This is a genomic window from Ruegeria sp. C10 (assembly GCF_056537805.1).
In genome coordinates, this window is sequence record NZ_JBQFSC010000001.1 from 1,428,649 (window position 1) to 1,447,701 (window position 19,053).

Below are 19,053 nucleotides of genomic sequence, written 5' to 3' on the forward strand. Positions count from 1 at the left end.
GAATTCTGCGCCCGAAGGGATATGATCCATGCACGCCTATCGCAGCCACACCTGCGCCGCTCTGACCGCCGCCAATGTCGGTGAAACCGTCCGCCTGTCCGGTTGGGTGCATCGTGTCCGAGATCACGGCGGCGTACTGTTCATCGACCTGCGCGACCATTTCGGTGTGACCCAGGTTTTGTGCGACGGCGATAGTGCGGCATTTGCTGAACTGGAAAAGGTACGGTCCGAGTGGTGCATCCGCATCGACGGCACTGTCAAAGCCCGCGACGCTGATCTCATTAACCCGAAATTGCCGACAGGCGAGATCGAGGTTTATGTGCGTGAGCTGGAGGTTCTTGGTGCTGCCGACGAATTGCCGTTGATGGTGTTCGGCGATCAGGAATACCCCGAGGAAACACGTCTGCGCTATCGCTACCTCGACCTAAGACGCGAGGCGATGCAGCAAAACATGACCCTTCGCTCGGACGTTGTCGCATCTATGCGCCGCCGGATGTGGGATCAGGGATTCCGTGAATATCAGACACCGATCATTACCGCATCGTCGCCCGAAGGCGCACGCGACTTTCTGGTCCCCTCGCGACTACATCCGGGCAAGTTCTACGCCCTACCGCAGGCCCCGCAGCAATTCAAACAGCTGATCATGGTGTCGGGCTTCGACAAGTATTTCCAGATTGCACCCTGCTTCCGCGATGAAGACCCGCGTGCAGACCGATCGCCCACCGATTTCTATCAACTCGATCTAGAGATGTCGTTTGTCGAGCAGCAGGATGTGTTCGACACCATCCAGCCCGTGCTGACCGGTGTGTTTGAAGAGTTCGGGGGGGGGCGCAAGGTCGATCAAGAGTGGCCGCAGATTTCCTACAAGGACTCAGCCCTGTGGTACGGCACCGACAAGCCTGACCTGCGGAACCCCATTAAGATGCAAGTGGTCTCTGACCACTTCCGCGGTTCTGGCTTCGCGATATTCGCGAAACTGTTGGAGCAGGAAGGTACCGAAATCCGCGCTATCCCAGCGCCGAGCGGTGGCAGCCGCAAATTCTGTGACCGTATGAACGCATTTGCCCAGAAAGAAGGTCTGCCCGGTATGGGTTACATTTTCTGGCGTGATCAGGGCGAGGGTATGGAGGCCGCAGGTCCACTGGCCAAGAACATCGGCCCCGAACGAACCGAGGCGATCCGTCAGCAATTGGGTCTGGGCGTCGGTGATGCCGCGTTCTTCCTGGGTGGTAAGCCAAAAGCCTTTGAGAAGGTGGCCGGTAAGGCCCGTGACGTGATCGGAGATGAACTGAACCTCACCGAGAAAGACCGCTTTGCCTTTGCCTGGATCGTCGATTTCCCGATCTACGAGCAGGACGAAGAAACCGGTGCGATTGATTTCGAACACAACCCCTTCTCGATGCCGCAGGGCGGGATGGAAGCTTTGCAGGGCAACCCTCTGGACGTACGCGGGTACCAATATGATCTGGCCTGTAACGGCTACGAATTGGTTTCGGGTGCCATCCGGAACCACAAACCCGAGATCATGCTGAAAGCCTTTGAACTGGCGGGCTATGGTGAGGACGAAGTGAAGTCCCGCTTTGGCGCACTGTTCAATGCCTTCCACTACGGCGCCCCGCCGCACGGCGGCTGTGCCGCAGGTATCGACCGGATCGTGATGCTGCTGGCGGATGAGGCCAACATCCGCGAGGTCATGATGTTCCCGATGAACCAGCGCGCCGAAGACCTGATGATGGATGCGCCATCCGATCCGACCTCGGATCAGTTGATGGAACTGGGTCTCAGGATCATCCCGCAAGACTAAGTCTAGCCGCCCGCCCTGAGCGGGCGGTTTACGTTTGGGGCAGTGCAATACAATCGGTGTATTCGCCGCGCCACGCAAATCGGAGTTGCGTGGTGGTCTCAAAACAAGCTCAACTCAATCCAGTGGATTTGCGGCATCCCGACGATTGCGGATGCTCCTGGCCGTCTGTCGTGTCAGGCGGTAGACCCAGATGCAAAGGATCGATGCGGTAATAAAGTACGCGGTCAGCATCTCAGATCGCCTCTTGCCGCTCGAGCCGATCCTGAACCAGACCCGCAATCCGTGCAGCCTGGGCGGTGACCGGTGTCCCCTGCGCACGAGATTGGGCAAGGTCCCGGGCTGCTTCGGCAAGCACAGTATCTTCGGCGTCTCGCGCAACGCTTTGCAGGAATTGTACCGCATAATCCAACGTGCGCTGATCAGTGGGGCCGGTAAGCACGTCGGCGATATGGGCCATGTCGTCCCGATAGGCCAGCGGATCGGGCTGAACGATATTATCCCTGACGGAATCCAGACCTCCTGGGCGGCGATCTTCGGGCAGAAGTTCAAGTATGGAGGTCTGGAAATAAGCGACCGAGGTCAGGGGTTTGGCCAGAAACCCATCTGCACCTGCGCGTCTGGCGATAACCTGCATGCTGTCATCGCCAGACAGCCCGAGAATGACACCGATGCGGGGTACAGCGTGGGTCATTTCGGCTATCAGGTCAGCGCCGGACCCGTCAGGAAGACCCATATCGACGATCAGGACCGAGGGACGATAGATTTGCAGATGGCGCCGCGCTGATTTCAGACAATCCGCACGACGGATACGCGCACCGCTATGCAAGCACATCAATCGTACTGCATCGCACGCATAGCGGCTGTCTTCGACCACAAGGATTGTTTGGCCCAGCAGCGGTCGCATCTTGGTGGCCAGCGCTGGAGAGGCGAAAGGTCCCGAATCGTCCATGGCAGAACTCCTGTTTAGCAGATGCCTCACGCTAGGAACTTCTGGCTAATACAGGGTTAACGACGATTTGGCGCACTTGTCCTTTGGGTATACTGCCCCCATAACCGCTGCAACGCAGAAGGAAGGAGAGTCCCATGATTGGTCGCCTGAACCACGTAGCCATTGCTGTTCCCGACCTGGAGGCCGCATCGGCCCAGTATCGCAATGCGCTTGGCGCCAAAGTCGGCGCTCCACAGGATGAGCCGGATCATGGGGTCACCGTGGTCTTTATTGAACTACCCAACACCAAGATCGAATTGCTGTATCCGCTGGGTGAGAACAGCCCGATCAACGGATTTCTGGAAAAGAACCCATCAGGCGGTATCCACCATGTCTGCTATGAGGTCGAGGATATCATCGCAGCCCGCGATCATCTGAAAGAGACCGGTGCGCGCGTTCTGGGATCGGGTGAACCCAAGATCGGAGCGCATGGCAAACCGGTGTTGTTCCTGCACCCGAAGGATTTCAACGGATGCCTCGTTGAGCTGGAGCAGGTCTGAAGTCGATGACCATTACCGCCGCTCTGGTTCTTTTCGCTGTAATTTGGTTTCTGACCTTGCTGATTGTTCTGCCTGTGCGCATCAAAACGCAGGGGGATCTGGGGGATATTGTTCCGGGCACTCATGCGGGTGCGCCGGAAGTCCATCACATGAAGAAGAAGCTGTGGATTACCACCGGGATATCGGTGGTGCTGTGGGCGATCATTGCAGGCATCATTATCTCCGGCGTAATCAGTGTGCGCGATTTCGATTGGCTGAACCAACTGGAACCGCGCGAGTAGCTCAGGTTCGGCTACCCGACAGACCGTGATAAATATGCGTGAAAGTCGCCGCTCCTAGGATCGGGATCAACAGGTTGACCAATGGAACAGAGAGCGGGACCGCCATAAGAATACCGGCGACCCAAATGGTTGTCGCGTGCTTCGCGCGCAGCTTTCGCGCCCCCTCGCGCCCCAGTCGGCGCATCGCAGCCAGGGTGAAATATTCTCTCCCCAAAAGAAACCCGTTCATACCCCAAAAGATAAACAACGCGAATGGCGTGAAGAGTGCATAGAGGATCAATGCAAACAGGTTGGCAACGATCAGTACTCCCAGAAAACTGAGCGTATCCCTTAGCGCATCGCCAAAGGGGATGCGCTGAGCCGGCGGCAGACCGGGGTAATGCTTATCCTCAACCGCCTGTGCGACCTCATCCAGAAACATTGAGGTGATGGCTGACGCAACGGGGACCATCAGAAACACCGACAGCACCATCATCAGCAGGAATGATGACACGCTGAGCAGGTCGTTCAACCATGTCACCTCACCCAGTATTGGCAAGGTGGCCTGATCGCCGACCAGCGCGTTGATCAGCCACAAAAATCCGGCATAGGCAGCCACCAACAACGCGAATGTCAGGCCAACACCCAACAGAAGTACCTTGCGGAATCTTGGGTCGCCGATCTGTCCCAGCGCCTGTAGAAACGACTGGATGATGATCATTCGGAAACCCATTGGGTTAGTGCCGCCACATTGGGGCGCGGTCGTTCGGGAGGGGTCGTACCTTCGGTTGCGATATGGATAAAGCCTGCAATCTTCTCGTTTTCGGCCAAGCCAAGCCCCTGTTCGCAAAACTCGCGATCATGCGATTGCCAGCCGGACAACCAATTGGCCCCCCAACCTGCGGCCAGCGCTGCGTTCAGAAGAGCCAGACATACCGCACCCGCTGAATAGGTCTGTTCAATTGCCGGTATCTTGTCAGAAGGTTTCTGCACCTCAATAACAGCAACCGCCAAATGGCCCATTTCGAATTGGCTGCGCGCCTTGGCGATATCTTCGGGCGATTTTCCCAAGGCGAGACCACAAGTTTCTGTAAGATCTGCAAGGCGTTGCATGGCCCCATGCTCGACAACAACAAAACGCCAGGGTTCCAGCTTTCCATGGTCCGGGCTGCGCGCTGCAGCAGTTAGCAGCGGCCTCAGCTCTTCCCGGGTCGGGGCCGGGGATACTAGCGTTTTGGCCGGACGAGACCGGCGCGCGTGCAGAAAATCCAGCGCAGCTTGGTTCTTCAGGGTCATATGTTAACTTCCTTCACATGGCAGTCTGTATGTCGGAGGCATACTGTTCTCTTTCAAGGGCAAACTGCTCATCAAAAGGCGACAAATTCAATCTGAATTGCTGCTTGTGATCAGACGCAAGATCCAAAAGGAACCACTAGTCTTTGGTGCTCTCGGACTCACGTATCTGATAAACGCCCTCGGGCAAATCCAGCGCAGCGGCCAGATCGCGTACCTGCTCTGGTGATAGGGTAATCTTCTGAATCTGATCGGTCCGCGGGTCCAACTGCTCAAGTGTGACGCATTCAGCGAAGTTGTTGATGACGACATCCTCTTGCAAAGGCTTTGCGCCTTCGTCCACCAGCGTAATCACCGTCGAGTCGAATTCGTGTTCAATTGAAAACATATGTGCAGAGTGCAGGGCATAAGATCGCAATGCAACCCGTTGCAAGCTGTAATCGGCTGTGGCCCGGCCTTAAATGCCGCGCTATGCTTGTCTGCCGACAGAGTGACCGAAAGGAATGTGAATGCGCCGTCTTGCCCTGTTGCTGGTGATGCTCTTGGCGGCTTGCGATATGTCGCCTGTTATCGCGATCCCGGCCGATCAATGGCAGCCATCGTCATCCGAACAAAAGGACAGGGCGCGCGTATTCGAGCAGGTCAGCCGGGCTGTCGGAACGACCGCAAGCCGGGAATGCCGCCGCCAATCGAGGACTGCCAATTGTGATTTTGTGATTTTGGTTGATCTCTCGTCAAAGGCCCCAGCGAATGCGTTTCAGACCTTGGACAAGGATGGGCGGCCGCTAGTCGTTTTTACACAGCCGATGATCGATGCAACGCAGAACGCGGACGAGATGGCCTTTGTCATGAGCCATGAGGCCGCCCACCATATTTTGGGTCACATCGCCCGGCAGGCGCAGAACGCCAAAGAGAGCGCGCGGATATTCGGTGAACTCGCGCGCAATCAGGGCGCGGACGATGCAGGTATTGAGCGCGCACAGGCGCTGGGCGCGGAGGTCGGTGTGCAGAACTACACGCGTGAGTTCGAATTGGAAGCGGATCGTCTGGGGACACAGATCACTTACGCGGCGGGGTATAACCCGCTGGCCGGGATGGCTTTCTTCCAACGCATTCCTGATCCGGGTGATCGTTTCCTTGCCACGCACCCTCCCAATGCCCAGCGGGTCGAAGTTGTGTTGCAAACGGCGCGGGAACTGGGATTACGGTAATGGTCAACTTAACCCGATTGGGTGTCGTTCTCAGTGATCGCGGGTCGAAATATGCTGTAACCGGCGCGGGGGTCACCAGTCGTGCTGATGTCGATGCGGTACTGGCGGAACTGAAATCCGACAAGGCATATGCGAAGGCAACTCACAACACGTGGGCAGCCATCTTGCCAAACGGTGCGCTCAAGGCCGATGACGGAGAGTCTGGCGCGGCAATGGTCATTTTGCGGATGATGGAGCGGGCCGAGCTGACGGATCACGTAATCATCGTGACACGCTGGTACGGTGGCAAGAAGCTGGGCGGGGACCGCTTTCGCCGCGTGCAGGACGCCACGCGGGCCTATCTGGACCAGCTGGCAACCGGGCATTGACCTGAGTCAAGGGCACTGTGCGGGGCATGCGTTACCCTTTCCATAGAGTGAATGGAAAAGGAAACTGCATGTCTGATCGTGAAACGCTGCGACGTCACGCCGACCTTGTAGATCGGATGGCCACGACGCTGGGCGTAGATTTGCAAGAAGTTGCCATCGAAGGGGCCTTACAGTTCGACGAAATCTCGGACGCGGTATTGCGGTGCACGGAATGCCCGAATCCGGGCCATTGCAAGGCGTTTCTGGCCAAGAACCTGACAGCGCCCGACACACCTGAATACTGCCGCAATCACGAGCTGCTGAACAGGCTCAAGCCGTAACGCCAAAAGGGGGGTACCGTGCCACGACTTGGACGGATCATGACCCATTTTCGCCTTGTATTGCGAATGGCACAGGCGACGGGAGCCGACCTTGCCACCGCACATCGCGACGGGCACCTGAGCCAACAGGAATGGGCAGATATGGTTCAGCTCTGCCGCGGGTGCGAATGGGCGCGGGCATGCCCAGACTGGTTGAACGAGAACGAAACGGCGGAAAGCGCGCCCTGCACCTGCCCAAACCGGCACAGGTTCGCCACCTTGAGGGTCAGCAAGCAAAGGTGATCAAATGGATCGAACATCACTGGGCGAGATCGAAAAACACTTTTGGCTGACACGCTCGGTCGCGCGATCCTTAGGGATTTCTCTGACCGAAGCAATGGCCGAAGGGAAACTGACACCTGCCGACTACGCTCAGATGGTGACCCGATGCCGGGGCGCAATATGCGACGAACGTTGTCAGATATGGCTTGCCGCACAACAAGGAATGGCTGAGAAAGCACCTGATTTTTGTGCCAATGCTCAGGTTTTGAACGACTTGACCTGACTTTCAGAGCTTATTGTGCGTTCCGTCGCACAACGGCGGATTGGCGCAGTGCTTGCAGCCACAGAAGAAGACCTTCTTGCTGGCATCAGCAGTATATTTTACGGGTTCAAACGACGTATCTTTGTGCGAACCATCGCAAAACGGTTGCCGCTTGGATTTGCCACAGGCGCACCAGAAATAGGTTTTTCCTTCGGTCACTTCGACCGGATAGGGCGATTTCTGGGCGATGATCGGGGCGTCTGACATGTGGCTACTCCGTCTTTGGCTGATGTCGAAGTCAAAGTTTAGGGCTCTTTGTCAAAAAAGGTAGACTGCGAATGAAAACCCGCCTTCCAGCGTGGTTTCGCCTTTATTCACGAATGCGTTATCGATTCGGTTGCCATATGAAATTCTTGGTCCTATTCTGATACCGGCCCCGAAAAACTGGGCAATATCAGAAAAGTAATAGAGGATTGATGGACATGAAACTGAAATTTGCTGCTATCTGCGCCACGGCCGTTGTATTGACTGCGTGCTCGCAGCAAGAGGAACCGACCCCGGTTTACATCCAGCCCGACTATGACAAGTTTGGTACACCCAGTTGCTCGGCAGGCTATGAACTGGCCACAACCGAAGCAGGCCAGACCGTATGTAACCCGGTCACCCAATAAGTATTAAGCAGGCGGTTCTGATCGCAGGGCCGCCTGCACACCTCTAAAAAGAACACCGCCCTCGAGGCGGTTTTTTCTTGCCTTTCTGCTGTGGGTCGCGGACGTCTTCTTGCAGGACGACTGATCGGAAACCCCATGCGCAAATTCTTTGACCACCTAAAGGATCGTACCCGCTGGAGCTGGCAGGGCCTGGCTGCAACCTGGCGGCAAGAGTATTCGTTTCGTGGGTGGGTTTGGGCCAACCTGATTTCGGCTTTATTGGCGCTTGCACTCCCTCTAGGTACGGCAGAACGGGCGCTGATCCTTGCTTTGGGCATTCTGGTCTTGGTGGCCGAGTTATTTAATACGGCCATCGAGCGTGCCGTCGATCACACCTCGACCGAGCACCACGCGTTGGCGGGGCAAGCCAAGGATGCAGCAAGTGCAGCGGTGGCGTTGTCTGCAGTCGCTGCCGGAGTGGCGTGGATCGTGATTTTGATCGGCTTGTTCTAGGGACAGACGCCTTTCGTTACGCCGAGGGGTGCAAACGCCCCCACAAGTCGTATTCTCCGGCTTCATCTACCTCGACCGTGACGATATCCCCGGGTTTCAGGCCTTCGAAGCCTTCGTCGATAAACAAGTTACCATCGATTTCTGGAGCATCGGCCTTGGTGCGGCAGGTCGCGGCCTCTTCATCCACCTCGTCTACGATGACATCGAGTTTTTGGCCAACCTTTGCTGCAAGCTTGGCCTCAGAAATGGCCTGAGCTTTCTCCATGAAACGCTCCCATCGCTCTTGCTTGACCTCGGCCGGGACATGATCCGGCAGGTCGTTCGAGCGGGCGCCATCGACATTTTCGTACTGGAAACAGCCGACACGATCCAACTGCGCTTCGTCCATCCAGTCCAGAAGCGTCTGGAACTCTGACTCGGTTTCTCCGGGGTAGCCGACGATGAACGTGGACCGCAAAGTGATATCCGGACAAATAGCGCGCCAGTTGGCAATCTCGTCCAGAGTTTTTGCCCCTGCGGCAGGGCGGGCCATGCGTTTCAGAACATCGGGATGCGCATGTTGGAATGGAATGTCGAGATACGGCAGCACATTGCTACCCGCATCTGCCATCAGCGGGATCAAATCGCGCACATGAGGGTAGGGATAGACGTAATGAAGCCTGACCCACGCATCGAATTGGCCGAGTTCCCGTGCCAGATCGGTGATATGGCTGCGCACCTCCCGATCTTTCCATGGGTTCACGTCATACTTACGATCCAGCCCATAGGCCGAGGTATCCTGTGAGATCACAAGCAGTTCGCGCACACCGCTGTCGACCAGTTTCTCAGCCTCGCGCAGCACTGCATGGGCCGGGCGGCTTGCGAGTTTACCGCGCATGTCGGGGATGATGCAAAACTTGCACTTATGATTACAGCCCTCGGAAATCTTGAGATAGCTATAGTGGCGCGGGGTAAGTTTGACGCCCGAAGCGGGCAGCAGATCGACATAAGGGTTTGGGTCGGGTGGTACGGCTGCATGTACTGCGTCCAGCACCTGTTCGTACTGATGCGGTCCTGTAACCGCCAGAATGCGCGGATGGTGTTCCCGGATATAGTCAGGCTCAGCCCCCAAACAGCCGGTCACAATGACCTTGCCGTTTTCAACCAATGCCTCGCCAATTGCGTCCAGCGACTCGGCCTTGGCGCTGTCCAGAAACCCGCAGGTATTCACAATAACGGCATCAGCACCCGTGTAGTCCGGCGAAATACCGTACCCCTCGGCCCGCAACCGGGTCAGGATACGTTCGCTGTCAACCAGCGCTTTTGGACAACCCAGCGACACCATTCCAAGGGTCGGTTGGCCACGGCGGGGCGTCTCGGCGATCCGGGCCTCGGGGGCTAGATCGGGGCGGAGGTTCGGTGGGTTCGTGCTCATGGCCGGGCATATAGAGGGGAAAGCTTCCCCTTGCAAATCCCGCCCGCTCGGGGCTGACTTGAAACAGAGCAGAAAGGCCGGAAAGGCAGACCCATGAAGTGGCTCATTCGTTTTCTATTTCTCATAGTTGCAGCCTTCGGGCTGGTCATTGGTGCCTTGCTGCTGATGCCAGGCGAAAAACTGGCGACAATACTCGCTGAACAAGTCAAGGCGCAAACAGGCCGCGATCTCGCGTTGACCGGTGACGTCAAACTGTCATTTTGGCCGGTATTGGGGATGGAAACCGGCCCTGTGACATTTGGCAATGCGCCTTGGGCCGGGCCGGAACCGATGCTTCGTGCCCAAAGCCTCGCGGTTGGGGTCGATGCCTCGGCGTTGTTGTCTGGGAATATCCGGATCAAACGGGTGTTGGCCGATAGCCCGGTTCTACGCCTTGAACGCGCCGATGGGCGCGGCAACTGGGAGCTGCATCAGCCAGGTAACTCCTCGCAAACGGGCGCTACGGCGCAAGCCGTTGAAAGCCGACCCATCACGCTCGAGCGGTTGGAACTGACCAATGCGCGCCTAATCTATCTTGAGAATGGCGCGGTTAGTATGGATTTTGCCGATGTCGATCTTTCGGCCCGCTGGCCTGACGTGACGGCCCCAATGGAAATGCAAGCCAGTATGTCCGTCCCCGGAGGCAGCGTCGCAGTGGACCTTACCATCCCCGACTTGCCCGCATTTTCCAGCGGCGCTGTCACGCCGTTGCAGCTGAGCCTAACCGCGCCTGGCGGAGATATTCAGTTCTCGGGCCGGGTGAATCTGGCCGGCGAAATGGATGGCAAGACGACGGTCACGGCCAAGGACACTCAAAAGATGCTGGCCGCGTTTGGTCACGGAGGAGTCACCGTGCCCGAGGGACTAGGACAGGTCGCGAGCGTATCCGGGCAGATGACCTATACCCGGGACGGGCGGATTTCATTGCGCAACATGATCGCGGTTCTGGATCAAAACCGGCTTGAGGGCGAAGCTGACATCCAGATTTCAAATCCGCCCCAGATGACTGCGCGTCTGAACGCAGGCGATCTCGACTTATCGAAAGTAAGCGGAGGCAACGCTTCTGACGGCACCTCAGATACGGAAGGGTGGTCAAAAGCCCCAATTGATGCGTCGTTTCTGGCGCTGGCAAATGGCAAGATCCGCTTGCAAGCCACCTCGATTGCGGTTCCGGGTATGACCTTTGGGAAAAGTGATCTGACACTCAGCCTTGATCGGTCGCGGGCTGTATTGCAGATGCACCCGGCCTCGCTGTTCTCGGGGCAATTGAACGGCCAGGTGGTCGCCAATAATCGCAACGGTCTGTCGGTTGGTGGAAATCTGAAAGCCGCCAATATCGATATCAACGAAGCGCTCGAAACGCTTGGGGATATCAAACGGCTTTCGGGCACCGGTTCAGGCAATCTTGAATTTCTGGGCGTCGGACAGAGCGAAGATCAGATCATGCGATCGCTCAGCGGTAAAGGAGATATCGAGGTCGGGCGGGGCGTTATCTCGGGGCTGGATCTTGACCGCCTTATGGGGCGGGGAAAGGGATCGGGTGGTACGACCGTATTCAACAGCCTTACGGCCAGCTTTACGATGAAGAATGGCGACTTGACCAACAAGGACCTGTTGATGCAGCTGGATAATTTCCGGGCGGACGGTACGGGCCGCATTGGCTTAGGAGCTCGCGATATCGATTATCTGTTTACACCGGTCGCCCTGCGCGCCAACTCAGGGCAGGGGATATCGGTACCCGTCCGAATTAAAGGACCGTGGAGCGACCCGTCGATCAAGCCGGACCTTACCAAAGTCATTGAGGCGGCAGCCGAAGGCAAAGTTAAAGAACTGGAAGACGACGCAAAGAAGAAGGTTTTGGAAAAGGTTGGTAAAGAACTGGATACCACGGTGACGGATTCCGGTCACATCGAAGACGCGCTGAAGAACAAGCTAGAGGATGAGGCCAAGAAAGGCCTGCTCAAGCTGTTTGGCGGGGATTGATCTAAACGCGATAACAAAGGGCGCCGAAATGGGCGCCCTTCATAGTGTCATTTAGATTGTCTGATCGTATTCGCCCACGCCGGGTTCAGTTCGAATGACGGCGTCGATATCTGCGAAGATCGCGCGCATTTCATCCTCGCTTTCGCTGCTTTCGCAGACGACGACCAGATTGGGTGTATTGGATGACGCGCGAACGAGGCCCCAACTGCCATTGTCCAGAATGACCCGGGCTCCATTGACGGTCACGACCTCTTTGATAGCCCGCCCTGCGAAGTGTTCGCCGGCGTCGGCCTTGGCAACCAATTTTCCGACCAGGCGCTGCAGTATATCGTATTTCTCCGTATCCGCTGCGTACGGAGACATGGTGGGTGTCGACCATGTCCTTGGTAGTGCTTTCCGAAGGTCTGACATGCTTTTGTCCGGGTTGCGGTCCATCAGTTTGCAGATTTCCACCGCCACGCGCATTCCGCAGTCGTATCCGCGCCCGACCGGTTCCGCCAAGAAATAGTGTCCCGATTTCTCAAACCCAGCCAGCGCACCGATTTCCTTGACCCGGCGCTTCATATGGCTATGGCCGGTTTTCCAGTAGTCGGCTTTGACTCCAAGCGCTTGCAACTCGGGATCGCTGGCGAACAGCCCAGTGGATTTCACATCGGCTACAAAGGTCGAACCTGGATGCAGCTTGGCCAGATCACGGGCCATGATGACGCCGACCTTATCGGCAAATATCTCTTCGCCTTCGTCATCCACAACACCGCAACGATCGCCATCACCATCAAACCCTAGCGCCAGGTCCGCGCCGCTGGATTTGACTGTGTCGGACATGTCATGCAGCATTTCCATGGCTTCCGGGTTCGGGTTGTAATTGGGGAATGTGTAATCCAGCCGTGTGTGGCTGGGCACAACCTCAACCCCGATCCTTTCGAAAATCTCGGGCGCGAAGGCGGCGGCGGTGCCGTTTCCGGTGGCGCAGACCACTTTCAGCGGACGTGACATTCTGAAGTCACCGACCAGATCGTCGATATAGGCTTCTTTCACACCGTCGACGAATTCATATGACCCGCCCGGGCGCGCGACGCCTTCCCCATTCAAGACGATGTCGCGCAGTTCCGACATTTCGTCAGGGCCGTGGGTCAATGGGCGGTCAAAGCCCATTTTGACGCCGGTCCAACCGTTCGGGTTATGGCTTGCCGTGACCATCGCAACCGCCGGTACGTCCAGATGGAATTGCGCGAAATACGCCATCGGGCTGAGCGCTGGGCCGATATCTTTCACCTGAATACCCGCCTGCATAAGTCCAACGATCAGAGCGTTTTTGATCGACAGGGAATAATCGCGATAGTCATTTCCCACTGCAATCACGGGTTCGATCCCGCGTTTGAGCATCTGTGTGCCCAGACCCAAACCCAGGGCCGTCATGCCTGGCAGATTGATCTCATCGGGGTATTTCCACCGCGCGTCATATTCGCGAAAGCCCGTGGGCTTGATCATCGGATCGCGTAGAAAGCTCCAGGTGTTTGGGGTCACCTCAGGCAAAGGCTTGGTCATCACAAATCTCAATCGTTAAATCTGAATTGGGTTTTCTTTGGCCAGCGCATCAAATCGCATCAATGTGTCAACCAGATGGCCCATTTGATCCAGAGGGATCATGTTCGGCCCATCTGAGGGGGCGGTGTCGGGATCCTGATGGGTTTCTATGAAAACAGCCCCGACGCCTAGAGATACAGCGGCGCGCGCCATCACTGGCGCAAACTCACGCTGTCCACCCGAGGAACCACCTTGGCCGCCGGGCTGTTGCACCGAATGGGTCGCGTCCATGACGACCGGATATCCGGTTTGCGCCATCTGCGGCAGCGATCGCATGTCCGCGACCAGCGTATTGTAGCCAAACGAAGTTCCACGCTCGGTCAGCAGGATGTTCTGATTGCCAGTGCTTTCGATCTTAGTGACGATATTCGGCATTTCCCACGGGGCGAGAAACTGCCCTTTTTTTACGTTGACCGCTTTGCCGGTATTGCCCGCCGCCAGCAGCATGTCCGTCTGACGACACAGAAACGCAGGGATTTGCAGAATATCGACGGCCTCAGCCGCGATCGCGCATTGGGCCTCGGTATGGACATCGGTCAGTACCGGTATGCCCATGGTCTTGCGGATATCTTCCAGCACCTGCAGCCCGGACTCAATGCCCATGCCGCGCTTGCCGGACAGCGAGGTCCGGTTGGCTTTGTCATACGAGGCCTTGAACACATATTGCGCACCTACGGCGTCGCATGCCTCTTTCATGGTGCCGGCGATCATTTGGGCGTGATCGGCGGTTTCAAGCTGGCAAGGGCCGGCAATGATTGTCAGCGGAAGGTCGTTGCCAACCGTCAGGTCGGCTATTTTTACATGTTTCATGAGTCTTACGAGGATACCTGTTCACGAAGGACCGACGCGGTAAGCGAGATCATCAGGTAGATACCAGCAAATAACAGGAATGCCAAAATCGTATTTTCGAACTTGCGCGGATAGCTGGGTTCCTGGCTGGCGACCGGGTTCACCGAGACGGTCAGATACCGCACTTTCCGATTGGCCTCGGTCCGCGTGGCTTCCATTTGCTGCATTGCCGTTTGCAGCATCATGTCACGCGCCGCCAGATCGGCCTGAGCCATCTGGATTCGCACGCTCAAACGCGCCAGCGAATTTTCGCCCGCCGACACATCCAGCATCTCGGCATTCAACTCATCAAGGACCGCTTGCAGCCGCGCGATATCCGCCCGTGTACCATCCACCTTGGCCTGGTTGGGGCGCGTATTATCGAGAAGCGCGGCCAATTGTAGTTCTTTGTCCTGCAGCTCGAATTCGAACTGATCGATCCTTCCTCGCAGGCTGGCGATCACACTTTGCGGGTCCAGTATCGCACCTTGTAGCTGCAGTTCGATCAGGTCTTCCTGAGCCTGTCTGCGTGCCTCTTGCGCAGCCTCAAAACTCGCCAAGGCATCGCGCATCTGGTCTTCGCGTTTCAATTCAGTCAGACCATTGATGGTCTCTTCCGCGTAAGAGATAAGCCGCCTGGACAAATCGACCGCTATCTCGGGGCTCGGCGCTGCGACCTCCATTCGGATGACGCCGTCACTAGGATCATATCCGATTGTGATCATACGCTTATAAAGCTTGTAGGTTTCTTCAAGCGTCGCATCAGCCGGCAATCGTTGGATCGGGTCTATCCAATCCTGCCGAAAAAACTCAGTAAATCCGACATCACGCTCAAGCCGTTCCAATGCATCCTTGGATTCCAGAAATTCCTGAGTGGACACGGAATCCTGCGCCGTCGCAAACTGCGTGCCCGCCAGAAATCCACCGAACGAGGCACCGCCGCCATCCGCTTGCAAGATCGAAAACACCGAGTCGCTGGCATACATCGGCGTCGCCACGCGATAGAAATAGTAGCCCACGATAAACGTTGGAATGAATACGAACACCGTCAATCGTGCGAATAGCCCGGCAAGCTTGCGGCGGCGGCGGCGGGCGATGTCTTTCTGGATCTGCCCGATTTCATATTCACGACGTTCGGCCGGGCTGAGTTTGGGTCCTGGTAGGTTCTTCTGCGAGTCTCTGGTCGTTTGCGGCAGGTGAATCTTTATATTGTCTTGCGCGGCGTCATCACCAGTTGGCTTGCCTTTGTCAGGAGCTGCCAGATCAAGCAGGTTTGTGCGCTGAAACGGATCAATTCCTTTCTTTCGTAACAGCCGGACCGCATCGTAGTCAGACGTCGCCGCAAGCCCGTTCTTGTGCGCCAAACGCCGCGCGACGCGCAATTGCCGCCCTGTCAGACCTTCGCGTTTGATCGCATCCAACTCGTTGCCCGGTTGCTGAGTGTCTTCAGCCGAGTCTGTGCCTTGGGTCGCCTTTCGGATGCGCGAAATGGCGTCCGAGCGTGCCTCGGCAGTGCCAGAACCGCGTGCCGTGCGGTCGGGATTGTATTTCCTAGCCTTGGGTTTGGTAGTCATAGAGCTGCTTTGCCTCTTCCAAGGTTTCAAACATGTAAAGCTGGCCGTCTACCAATACCGCAGCCTGCCGCGCGAATTTTTCAAGAAGCGAAGGGTTGTGCGATACGATCACCAAGGTTGTCGTGCGCAGCTTCTCTTTCAGAATGTCGCCCGCCTTCTTGTTGAACTCAACATCGGTTGTCGAGGGCATCCCCTCGTCAATCAGATACATATCGAAATCCAGGGCCAGCATCAGTGCAAATGTAAACCGGGCCCGCATTCCGGACGAATAGGTTCCGAGCGGCTGGTCGAAATACTCACCCAAGTTGCACAGCCATTTGCAGTAGGCTTCGACATAGTCGGGATCCATGCCGTAGATCTTCGCGATATAGCGTGCGTTCTCCAGCGCGGACAGGCGCTTGGCCACACCTCCTGCAAAGCCCATGGGGAAGGATACGCGGCAGTCGCGCCGAATCACGCCTTCGTCGGGCTTTTCCAGCCCTGCCATCATGTTGATCAACGTGGTCTTGCCGGTTCCGTTCGGGGCCAGCACGCCAAGAGATGTTCCAAGCTCGACCCGGAACGAGACCCGATCCAGAATCACCTTGCGGCGGGTTCCGGTCCAGAAAGACTTGCTGACATTTTCGAATTCCAGCATGTGCGGCCTGCAGATCGCTCGGGGTTTTGACGGTTTGAGGATCGGTGTGCTACCGATCCATGTTGGCCACATTATGTCGAAATATGAAACAAATGATCAATGCGCATCCGAGTTCATGACATTGATGTGTTGCAAGGACGGTTTCATTGGCTCGAGGGTAGATGATGCCTATCTTCATCGATGAACATTGCAAAAGCCTGTTGATCCGATGAATTCGCTGATTGAGGACATCCAAGCCTGCCGTTTGTGCGCGGATAGGTTCGCGCAGACCACGACTGCGCACCAGCCGCGCCCGGTGGTCTGGTTTCGCCCCGGTGCGCGCATTTTGATCGCAGGTCAGGCACCGGGCGCGCGCGTCCATGCTTCAGGGAAGCCTTTCACCGACCCTTCGGGTGACCGGTTGCGGGATTGGCTGGGACTGGATGAGAACGCATTTTATGACCGTTCGCGCGTATCCATCGTGCCGATGGCGTTTTGCTTCCCCGGATACAATGAGCGCAAGGCCGACCTGCCTCCGCCGCCGATATGCGGGCGCACCTGGCATGACAAGGTGATGGCTGCGTTGGGAGAAGTACCGTTGACGATCCTCGTCGGGGGTCATGCCCATAAATACCATCTTGGCGTAAAAACACCGGTTACCGAGACTGTTAGTCTTTGGCGAGACCATGCACCGCGCGTGTTTGCCTTGCCTCACCCGTCCTGGCGCAATACGGCTTGGCTGAAGAAAAACCCCTGGTTCGAGGCCGAGCTGTTGCCGGTGCTACAGAAACGGGTGAATGAGGTTCTGAATGACTGAAGCCACAGCTTTGGATGCTGCACATAACTCCATGCAGGCGGCCCCGGAAGACGACAACGCTCGACTACGCTTTTTCGAAAGACTGGCCGATAGCGAGCTGTTCCTGATGCTGACCGAGGAAGCGAAGGATGAAAGCATTTCGCCTGAGCTGTTCGATGTGGCGGATGGTCGTTTTGTTCTGGTGTTTGATCTTGAGGAACGACTGGCGGCATTTGCGGGTCGACCGGTCCCCTATGTCGCTCTGTCGGGTCGTGTTCTTTCAGGGATGTTGTCGGGGCAGGGGGTCGGGCTGGGTCTGAACCTTGATGTTGCACCGTCGTCGATGTTGATCCCCGCTGAAGCGCTCGGTTGGTTGTCTGACACGCTGCAGCATGGTCCTAAGGAGGTGCAGCAGCGACTTGCCGAATTCTATCCGCCCTCCGGTTTGCCTGATGTTCTGTTGACCGCGCTTGATGCAAAGCTGGCGACGGCTGCAGGTCTGGCTGCGGCGGCGTTTCTGGTTGGGACAAAGACTGAAGATGGGGGGCAGGGCCATTTATTGGGTTTTGTTTCAGCGGTCGAAGGCGCGCAGCCAGCGCTTGCACGCGCCGTATCCGAGGCATTGACCTTTTCGGGGATCGAGGCCGGAGCGCTGGATGTTGGCTTTTTTGAAGTGCAGGATCCGGCTACTTCTGCCTTGGCAAAGGTTGGGCTGCGGTTCGATTTGCCCCAGCCTCAAGCGCCCAAAATGGAAAGGGCCGCGCCGGGCAGTGATCCCGAGCGGCCCCCAATATTGAAGTAGCGCAGGACGTTAGTCTGCCGCTTCCAGTTTATCCTGCGTGCGCGTCTCAAAATCGCTGGCGTCATGCCGTTCGTGCAATTGCGTATGCGGCTCTCCAAACGCACGATTGACCATCCGGCCGCGCTGAACGGCGGGGCGAGCATCGATGGCTTTGGCCCACCGCATCACGTTTTCATAGCTTTCGACATCCAGGAATTCTGCCGCATCGTATAGACGGCCCAGAACAAGCTGCCCGTACCACGGCCAGATCGCCATGTCGGCGATCGTATAGTCCTGACCTGCAATATAAGGCTTTTCGGCAAGTTCCAGTTCCAGCACATGCAACTGGCGTTTGGCCTCCATCGCGAAACGGTCGATCGGATATTGCCATTTCTCAGGCGCATAAGCGTAGAAGTGGCCAAAGCCACCGCCCAGATATGGCGCGCTGCCCATTTGCCAGAACAACCAGTTCATCACTTCTGTCCGCTCGGCACCGCTGGCGGGCAGAAACTCACCGAATTTCTCAGCGAGATGCAGCAAGATGGAGGCGCTCTCGAAAACGCGCACAGGTGTTTCACCTGAATGATCCCACAGCGCCGGTATCTTCGAGTTAGGATTGGCCCCGACAAAGCCCGAGCTGAACTGATCACCTTCACCGATGTTGATCAGCCACGCATTGTATTCGGCCCCGGAATGGCCCAATGCCAAAAGCTCCTCCAGCATGACCGTAACCTTGACGCCGTTCGGGGTGGCGAGCGAATACAGTTGAAGCGGGTGCTTCCCGACCGGAAGATCCTTTTCGTGGGTCGCACCGGCTATGGGCCGGTTTATATTGGCAAAGCGTCCTCCGCTTTCGCTGTCCCAAGTCCAGACCTTTGGGGGTGTGTAAGTGGATTGTTCGCTCATCTTTTGCCTTTCTGCATCATTTGGCCAAAACGCGCCGCCTTCACAGCTAATATTGCAAAACTCAAAGTCCAACCCCGGATGTGGCGAGATATTTGTAAC

General features: G+C 56.8%; 24 protein-coding genes. 13 read left to right on the forward strand and 11 right to left on the reverse strand.

Going from position 1 to position 19,053, the window contains the following annotated elements; all coding sequences use genetic code 11:
- Window positions 1-28: 28 nt before the first annotated feature.
- Entirely contained in the window at window positions 29-1,804 is a 1,776-nt protein-coding gene (gene aspS, locus ACR0DE_RS06815) for an aspartate--tRNA ligase (protein ID WP_170392347.1), read from the forward strand.
- Between the two features lie 232 nt (window positions 1,805-2,036).
- Here aspS and ACR0DE_RS06820 read toward each other — a convergent pair whose 3' ends face one another.
- The gene (locus tag ACR0DE_RS06820; RefSeq protein WP_170512463.1) at window positions 2,037-2,753 is read right to left on the reverse strand and encodes a response regulator; all 717 of its coding nucleotides are present in this window, start codon (window positions 2,751-2,753) and stop codon (window positions 2,037-2,039) included.
- Window positions 2,754-2,887: 134 nt separating this feature from the next.
- Between ACR0DE_RS06820 and mce the strand changes: the two genes are divergently transcribed.
- Window positions 2,888-3,292, forward strand: a complete 405-nt coding sequence (gene mce, locus ACR0DE_RS06825; RefSeq protein ID WP_010441821.1) for a methylmalonyl-CoA epimerase — start codon at window positions 2,888-2,890, stop codon at window positions 3,290-3,292.
- A gap of 5 nt (window positions 3,293-3,297) precedes the next feature.
- Complete coding sequence (locus ACR0DE_RS06830; RefSeq protein ID WP_170392343.1) at window positions 3,298-3,573, forward strand: DUF1467 family protein; 276 nt, start codon at window positions 3,298-3,300, stop codon at window positions 3,571-3,573.
- A gap of 1 nt (window position 3,574) precedes the next feature.
- Here ACR0DE_RS06830 and ACR0DE_RS06835 read toward each other — a convergent pair whose 3' ends face one another.
- The 3 genes from ACR0DE_RS06835 to ACR0DE_RS06845 form a co-directional block, all read right to left on the reverse strand.
- Window positions 3,575-4,273 (reverse strand): EI24 domain-containing protein, encoded by a 699-nt coding sequence (locus ACR0DE_RS06835; RefSeq protein ID WP_480752378.1) that lies wholly within the window; start codon window positions 4,271-4,273, stop codon window positions 3,575-3,577.
- Window positions 4,270-4,848: a nitroreductase family protein gene (locus ACR0DE_RS06840; RefSeq protein WP_170512462.1), complete on the reverse strand. Its 579-nt coding sequence runs from the start codon at window positions 4,846-4,848 to the stop codon at window positions 4,270-4,272. The genes ACR0DE_RS06835 and ACR0DE_RS06840 overlap by 4 nt, the downstream gene beginning before the upstream one ends.
- Before the next feature lie 136 nt (window positions 4,849-4,984).
- Window positions 4,985-5,233 (reverse strand): hypothetical protein, encoded by a 249-nt coding sequence (locus ACR0DE_RS06845; RefSeq protein ID WP_170392337.1) that lies wholly within the window; start codon window positions 5,231-5,233, stop codon window positions 4,985-4,987.
- Between the two features lie 121 nt (window positions 5,234-5,354).
- On the opposite strand from ACR0DE_RS06845, the gene ACR0DE_RS06850 reads away from it, so the two are divergent.
- The 5 genes from ACR0DE_RS06850 to ACR0DE_RS06870 all read left to right on the forward strand — a co-directional run bounded on the left by ACR0DE_RS06850 (window position 5,355) and on the right by ACR0DE_RS06870 (window position 7,288).
- Window positions 5,355-6,056, forward strand: coding sequence for a M48 family metallopeptidase (locus tag ACR0DE_RS06850; RefSeq protein ID WP_170420619.1), 702 nt, complete (start codon window positions 5,355-5,357; stop codon window positions 6,054-6,056).
- Window positions 6,056-6,424 (forward strand): YigZ family protein, encoded by a 369-nt coding sequence (locus ACR0DE_RS06855; RefSeq protein WP_170392333.1) that lies wholly within the window; start codon window positions 6,056-6,058, stop codon window positions 6,422-6,424. Before ACR0DE_RS06850 ends, ACR0DE_RS06855 begins: the two co-directional genes overlap by 1 nt.
- A gap of 68 nt (window positions 6,425-6,492) precedes the next feature.
- Window positions 6,493-6,744 (forward strand): DUF6455 family protein, encoded by a 252-nt coding sequence (locus ACR0DE_RS06860; protein WP_170420623.1) that lies wholly within the window; start codon window positions 6,493-6,495, stop codon window positions 6,742-6,744.
- Between the two features lie 18 nt (window positions 6,745-6,762).
- Window positions 6,763-7,026 carry a DUF6455 family protein gene (locus tag ACR0DE_RS06865; RefSeq protein ID WP_480586821.1) on the forward strand — a complete coding sequence of 88 codons (264 nt, stop codon included), beginning with the start codon at window positions 6,763-6,765 and terminating at the stop codon, window positions 7,024-7,026.
- A gap of 4 nt (window positions 7,027-7,030) precedes the next feature.
- Complete coding sequence (locus tag ACR0DE_RS06870) at window positions 7,031-7,288, forward strand: DUF6455 family protein (RefSeq protein WP_170512454.1); 258 nt, start codon at window positions 7,031-7,033, stop codon at window positions 7,286-7,288.
- Window positions 7,289-7,291: 3 nt separating this feature from the next.
- Here ACR0DE_RS06870 and ACR0DE_RS06875 read toward each other — a convergent pair whose 3' ends face one another.
- On the reverse strand, window positions 7,292-7,534 hold the full coding sequence (locus ACR0DE_RS06875) for a CDGSH iron-sulfur domain-containing protein (RefSeq protein ID WP_170401738.1): 243 nt from the start codon (window positions 7,532-7,534) through the stop codon (window positions 7,292-7,294).
- Between the two features lie 215 nt (window positions 7,535-7,749).
- On the opposite strand from ACR0DE_RS06875, the gene ACR0DE_RS06880 reads away from it, so the two are divergent.
- Both ACR0DE_RS06880 and ACR0DE_RS06885 read left to right on the forward strand, forming a co-directional pair.
- Window positions 7,750-7,938 carry a hypothetical protein gene (locus tag ACR0DE_RS06880; protein WP_255611743.1) on the forward strand — a complete coding sequence of 63 codons (189 nt, stop codon included), beginning with the start codon at window positions 7,750-7,752 and terminating at the stop codon, window positions 7,936-7,938.
- 135 nt (window positions 7,939-8,073) lie between these two features.
- Window positions 8,074-8,430, forward strand: a complete 357-nt coding sequence (locus ACR0DE_RS06885) for a diacylglycerol kinase (RefSeq protein ID WP_170420629.1) — start codon at window positions 8,074-8,076, stop codon at window positions 8,428-8,430.
- A gap of 16 nt (window positions 8,431-8,446) precedes the next feature.
- Here ACR0DE_RS06885 and rimO read toward each other — a convergent pair whose 3' ends face one another.
- Entirely contained in the window at window positions 8,447-9,844 is a 1,398-nt protein-coding gene (rimO, locus tag ACR0DE_RS06890; RefSeq protein WP_223116836.1) for a 30S ribosomal protein S12 methylthiotransferase RimO, read from the reverse strand.
- 93 nt (window positions 9,845-9,937) lie between these two features.
- Between rimO and ACR0DE_RS06895 the strand changes: the two genes are divergently transcribed.
- Window positions 9,938-11,866 carry an AsmA family protein gene (locus ACR0DE_RS06895; protein ID WP_480752379.1) on the forward strand — a complete coding sequence of 643 codons (1,929 nt, stop codon included), beginning with the start codon at window positions 9,938-9,940 and terminating at the stop codon, window positions 11,864-11,866.
- A gap of 51 nt (window positions 11,867-11,917) precedes the next feature.
- On the opposite strand, the gene ACR0DE_RS06900 is transcribed toward ACR0DE_RS06895, so the two are convergent.
- Genes ACR0DE_RS06900 through ACR0DE_RS06915 form a run of 4 tightly spaced genes read right to left on the reverse strand, consistent with a single transcriptional unit; the run spans window position 11,918 to window position 16,492 of the window.
- Window positions 11,918-13,414, reverse strand: coding sequence for a phosphomannomutase/phosphoglucomutase (locus ACR0DE_RS06900; protein WP_170512447.1), 1,497 nt, complete (start codon window positions 13,412-13,414; stop codon window positions 11,918-11,920).
- A 15-nt stretch (window positions 13,415-13,429) separates the two neighbouring features.
- Window positions 13,430-14,263: a 3-deoxy-8-phosphooctulonate synthase gene (kdsA, locus tag ACR0DE_RS06905; protein ID WP_170420645.1), complete on the reverse strand. Its 834-nt coding sequence runs from the start codon at window positions 14,261-14,263 to the stop codon at window positions 13,430-13,432.
- A 5-nt stretch (window positions 14,264-14,268) separates the two neighbouring features.
- A complete protein-coding gene (locus ACR0DE_RS06910) occupies window positions 14,269-15,855 on the reverse strand; it encodes a KpsE/RkpR family capsule polysaccharide export protein (RefSeq protein WP_480752380.1) in 1,587 nt (528 codons plus the stop codon).
- Window positions 15,833-16,492, reverse strand: a complete 660-nt coding sequence (locus tag ACR0DE_RS06915; RefSeq protein ID WP_170392311.1) for an ABC transporter ATP-binding protein — start codon at window positions 16,490-16,492, stop codon at window positions 15,833-15,835. Before ACR0DE_RS06915 ends, ACR0DE_RS06910 begins: the two co-directional genes overlap by 23 nt.
- A gap of 208 nt (window positions 16,493-16,700) precedes the next feature.
- Between ACR0DE_RS06915 and ACR0DE_RS06920 the strand changes: the two genes are divergently transcribed.
- Entirely contained in the window at window positions 16,701-17,288 is a 588-nt protein-coding gene (locus ACR0DE_RS06920) for a uracil-DNA glycosylase family protein (protein ID WP_170636042.1), read from the forward strand.
- The gene (locus ACR0DE_RS06925) at window positions 17,281-18,069 is read left to right on the forward strand and encodes an SseB family protein (RefSeq protein WP_480752381.1); all 789 of its coding nucleotides are present in this window, start codon (window positions 17,281-17,283) and stop codon (window positions 18,067-18,069) included. Before ACR0DE_RS06920 ends, ACR0DE_RS06925 begins: the two co-directional genes overlap by 8 nt.
- Before the next feature lie 9 nt (window positions 18,070-18,078).
- Here the strand turns inward: ACR0DE_RS06925 and yghU are convergent, their stop codons facing one another.
- Complete coding sequence (yghU, locus tag ACR0DE_RS06930; protein WP_480752382.1) at window positions 18,079-18,954, reverse strand: glutathione-dependent disulfide-bond oxidoreductase; 876 nt, start codon at window positions 18,952-18,954, stop codon at window positions 18,079-18,081.
- Window positions 18,955-19,053 lie beyond the last annotated feature (99 nt).

What these genes read in the sequence shown, in the direction of transcription:
- ACR0DE_RS06880 (WP_255611743.1), top strand. Translation starts at nt 7,750, where the DNA reads ATGAAACTGAAATTTGCTGCTATCTGCGCCACGGCCGTTGTATTGACT.
- ACR0DE_RS06895 (WP_480752379.1), top strand. Translation starts at nt 9,938, where the DNA reads ATGAAGTGGCTCATTCGTTTTCTATTTCTCATAGTTGCAGCCTTCGGG.
- ACR0DE_RS06840 (WP_170512462.1), bottom strand. Translation starts at nt 4,848, where the DNA reads ATGACCCTGAAGAACCAAGCTGCGCTGGATTTTCTGCACGCGCGCCGG.
- ACR0DE_RS06845 (WP_170392337.1), bottom strand. Translation starts at nt 5,233, where the DNA reads ATGTTTTCAATTGAACACGAATTCGACTCGACGGTGATTACGCTGGTG.
- rimO (WP_223116836.1), bottom strand. Translation starts at nt 9,844, where the DNA reads ATGAGCACGAACCCACCGAACCTCCGCCCCGATCTAGCCCCCGAGGCC.
- ACR0DE_RS06855 (WP_170392333.1), top strand. Translation starts at nt 6,056, where the DNA reads ATGGTCAACTTAACCCGATTGGGTGTCGTTCTCAGTGATCGCGGGTCG.
- yghU (WP_480752382.1), bottom strand. Translation starts at nt 18,954, where the DNA reads ATGAGCGAACAATCCACTTACACACCCCCAAAGGTCTGGACTTGGGAC.
- ACR0DE_RS06850 (WP_170420619.1), top strand. Translation starts at nt 5,355, where the DNA reads ATGCGCCGTCTTGCCCTGTTGCTGGTGATGCTCTTGGCGGCTTGCGAT.
- ACR0DE_RS06835 (WP_480752378.1), bottom strand. Translation starts at nt 4,273, where the DNA reads ATGATCATCATCCAGTCGTTTCTACAGGCGCTGGGACAGATCGGCGAC.
- ACR0DE_RS06910 (WP_480752380.1), bottom strand. Translation starts at nt 15,855, where the DNA reads ATGACTACCAAACCCAAGGCTAGGAAATACAATCCCGACCGCACGGCA.
- kdsA (WP_170420645.1), bottom strand. Translation starts at nt 14,263, where the DNA reads ATGAAACATGTAAAAATAGCCGACCTGACGGTTGGCAACGACCTTCCG.
- mce (WP_010441821.1), top strand. Translation starts at nt 2,888, where the DNA reads ATGATTGGTCGCCTGAACCACGTAGCCATTGCTGTTCCCGACCTGGAG.
- ACR0DE_RS06885 (WP_170420629.1), top strand. Translation starts at nt 8,074, where the DNA reads ATGCGCAAATTCTTTGACCACCTAAAGGATCGTACCCGCTGGAGCTGG.
- ACR0DE_RS06870 (WP_170512454.1), top strand. Translation starts at nt 7,031, where the DNA reads ATGGATCGAACATCACTGGGCGAGATCGAAAAACACTTTTGGCTGACA.
- aspS (WP_170392347.1), top strand. Translation starts at nt 29, where the DNA reads ATGCACGCCTATCGCAGCCACACCTGCGCCGCTCTGACCGCCGCCAAT.
- ACR0DE_RS06830 (WP_170392343.1), top strand. Translation starts at nt 3,298, where the DNA reads ATGACCATTACCGCCGCTCTGGTTCTTTTCGCTGTAATTTGGTTTCTG.
- ACR0DE_RS06900 (WP_170512447.1), bottom strand. Translation starts at nt 13,414, where the DNA reads ATGACCAAGCCTTTGCCTGAGGTGACCCCAAACACCTGGAGCTTTCTA.
- ACR0DE_RS06915 (WP_170392311.1), bottom strand. Translation starts at nt 16,492, where the DNA reads ATGCTGGAATTCGAAAATGTCAGCAAGTCTTTCTGGACCGGAACCCGC.
- ACR0DE_RS06820 (WP_170512463.1), bottom strand. Translation starts at nt 2,753, where the DNA reads ATGGACGATTCGGGACCTTTCGCCTCTCCAGCGCTGGCCACCAAGATG.
- ACR0DE_RS06860 (WP_170420623.1), top strand. Translation starts at nt 6,493, where the DNA reads ATGTCTGATCGTGAAACGCTGCGACGTCACGCCGACCTTGTAGATCGG.
- ACR0DE_RS06925 (WP_480752381.1), top strand. Translation starts at nt 17,281, where the DNA reads ATGACTGAAGCCACAGCTTTGGATGCTGCACATAACTCCATGCAGGCG.
- ACR0DE_RS06920 (WP_170636042.1), top strand. Translation starts at nt 16,701, where the DNA reads ATGAATTCGCTGATTGAGGACATCCAAGCCTGCCGTTTGTGCGCGGAT.
- ACR0DE_RS06875 (WP_170401738.1), bottom strand. Translation starts at nt 7,534, where the DNA reads ATGTCAGACGCCCCGATCATCGCCCAGAAATCGCCCTATCCGGTCGAA.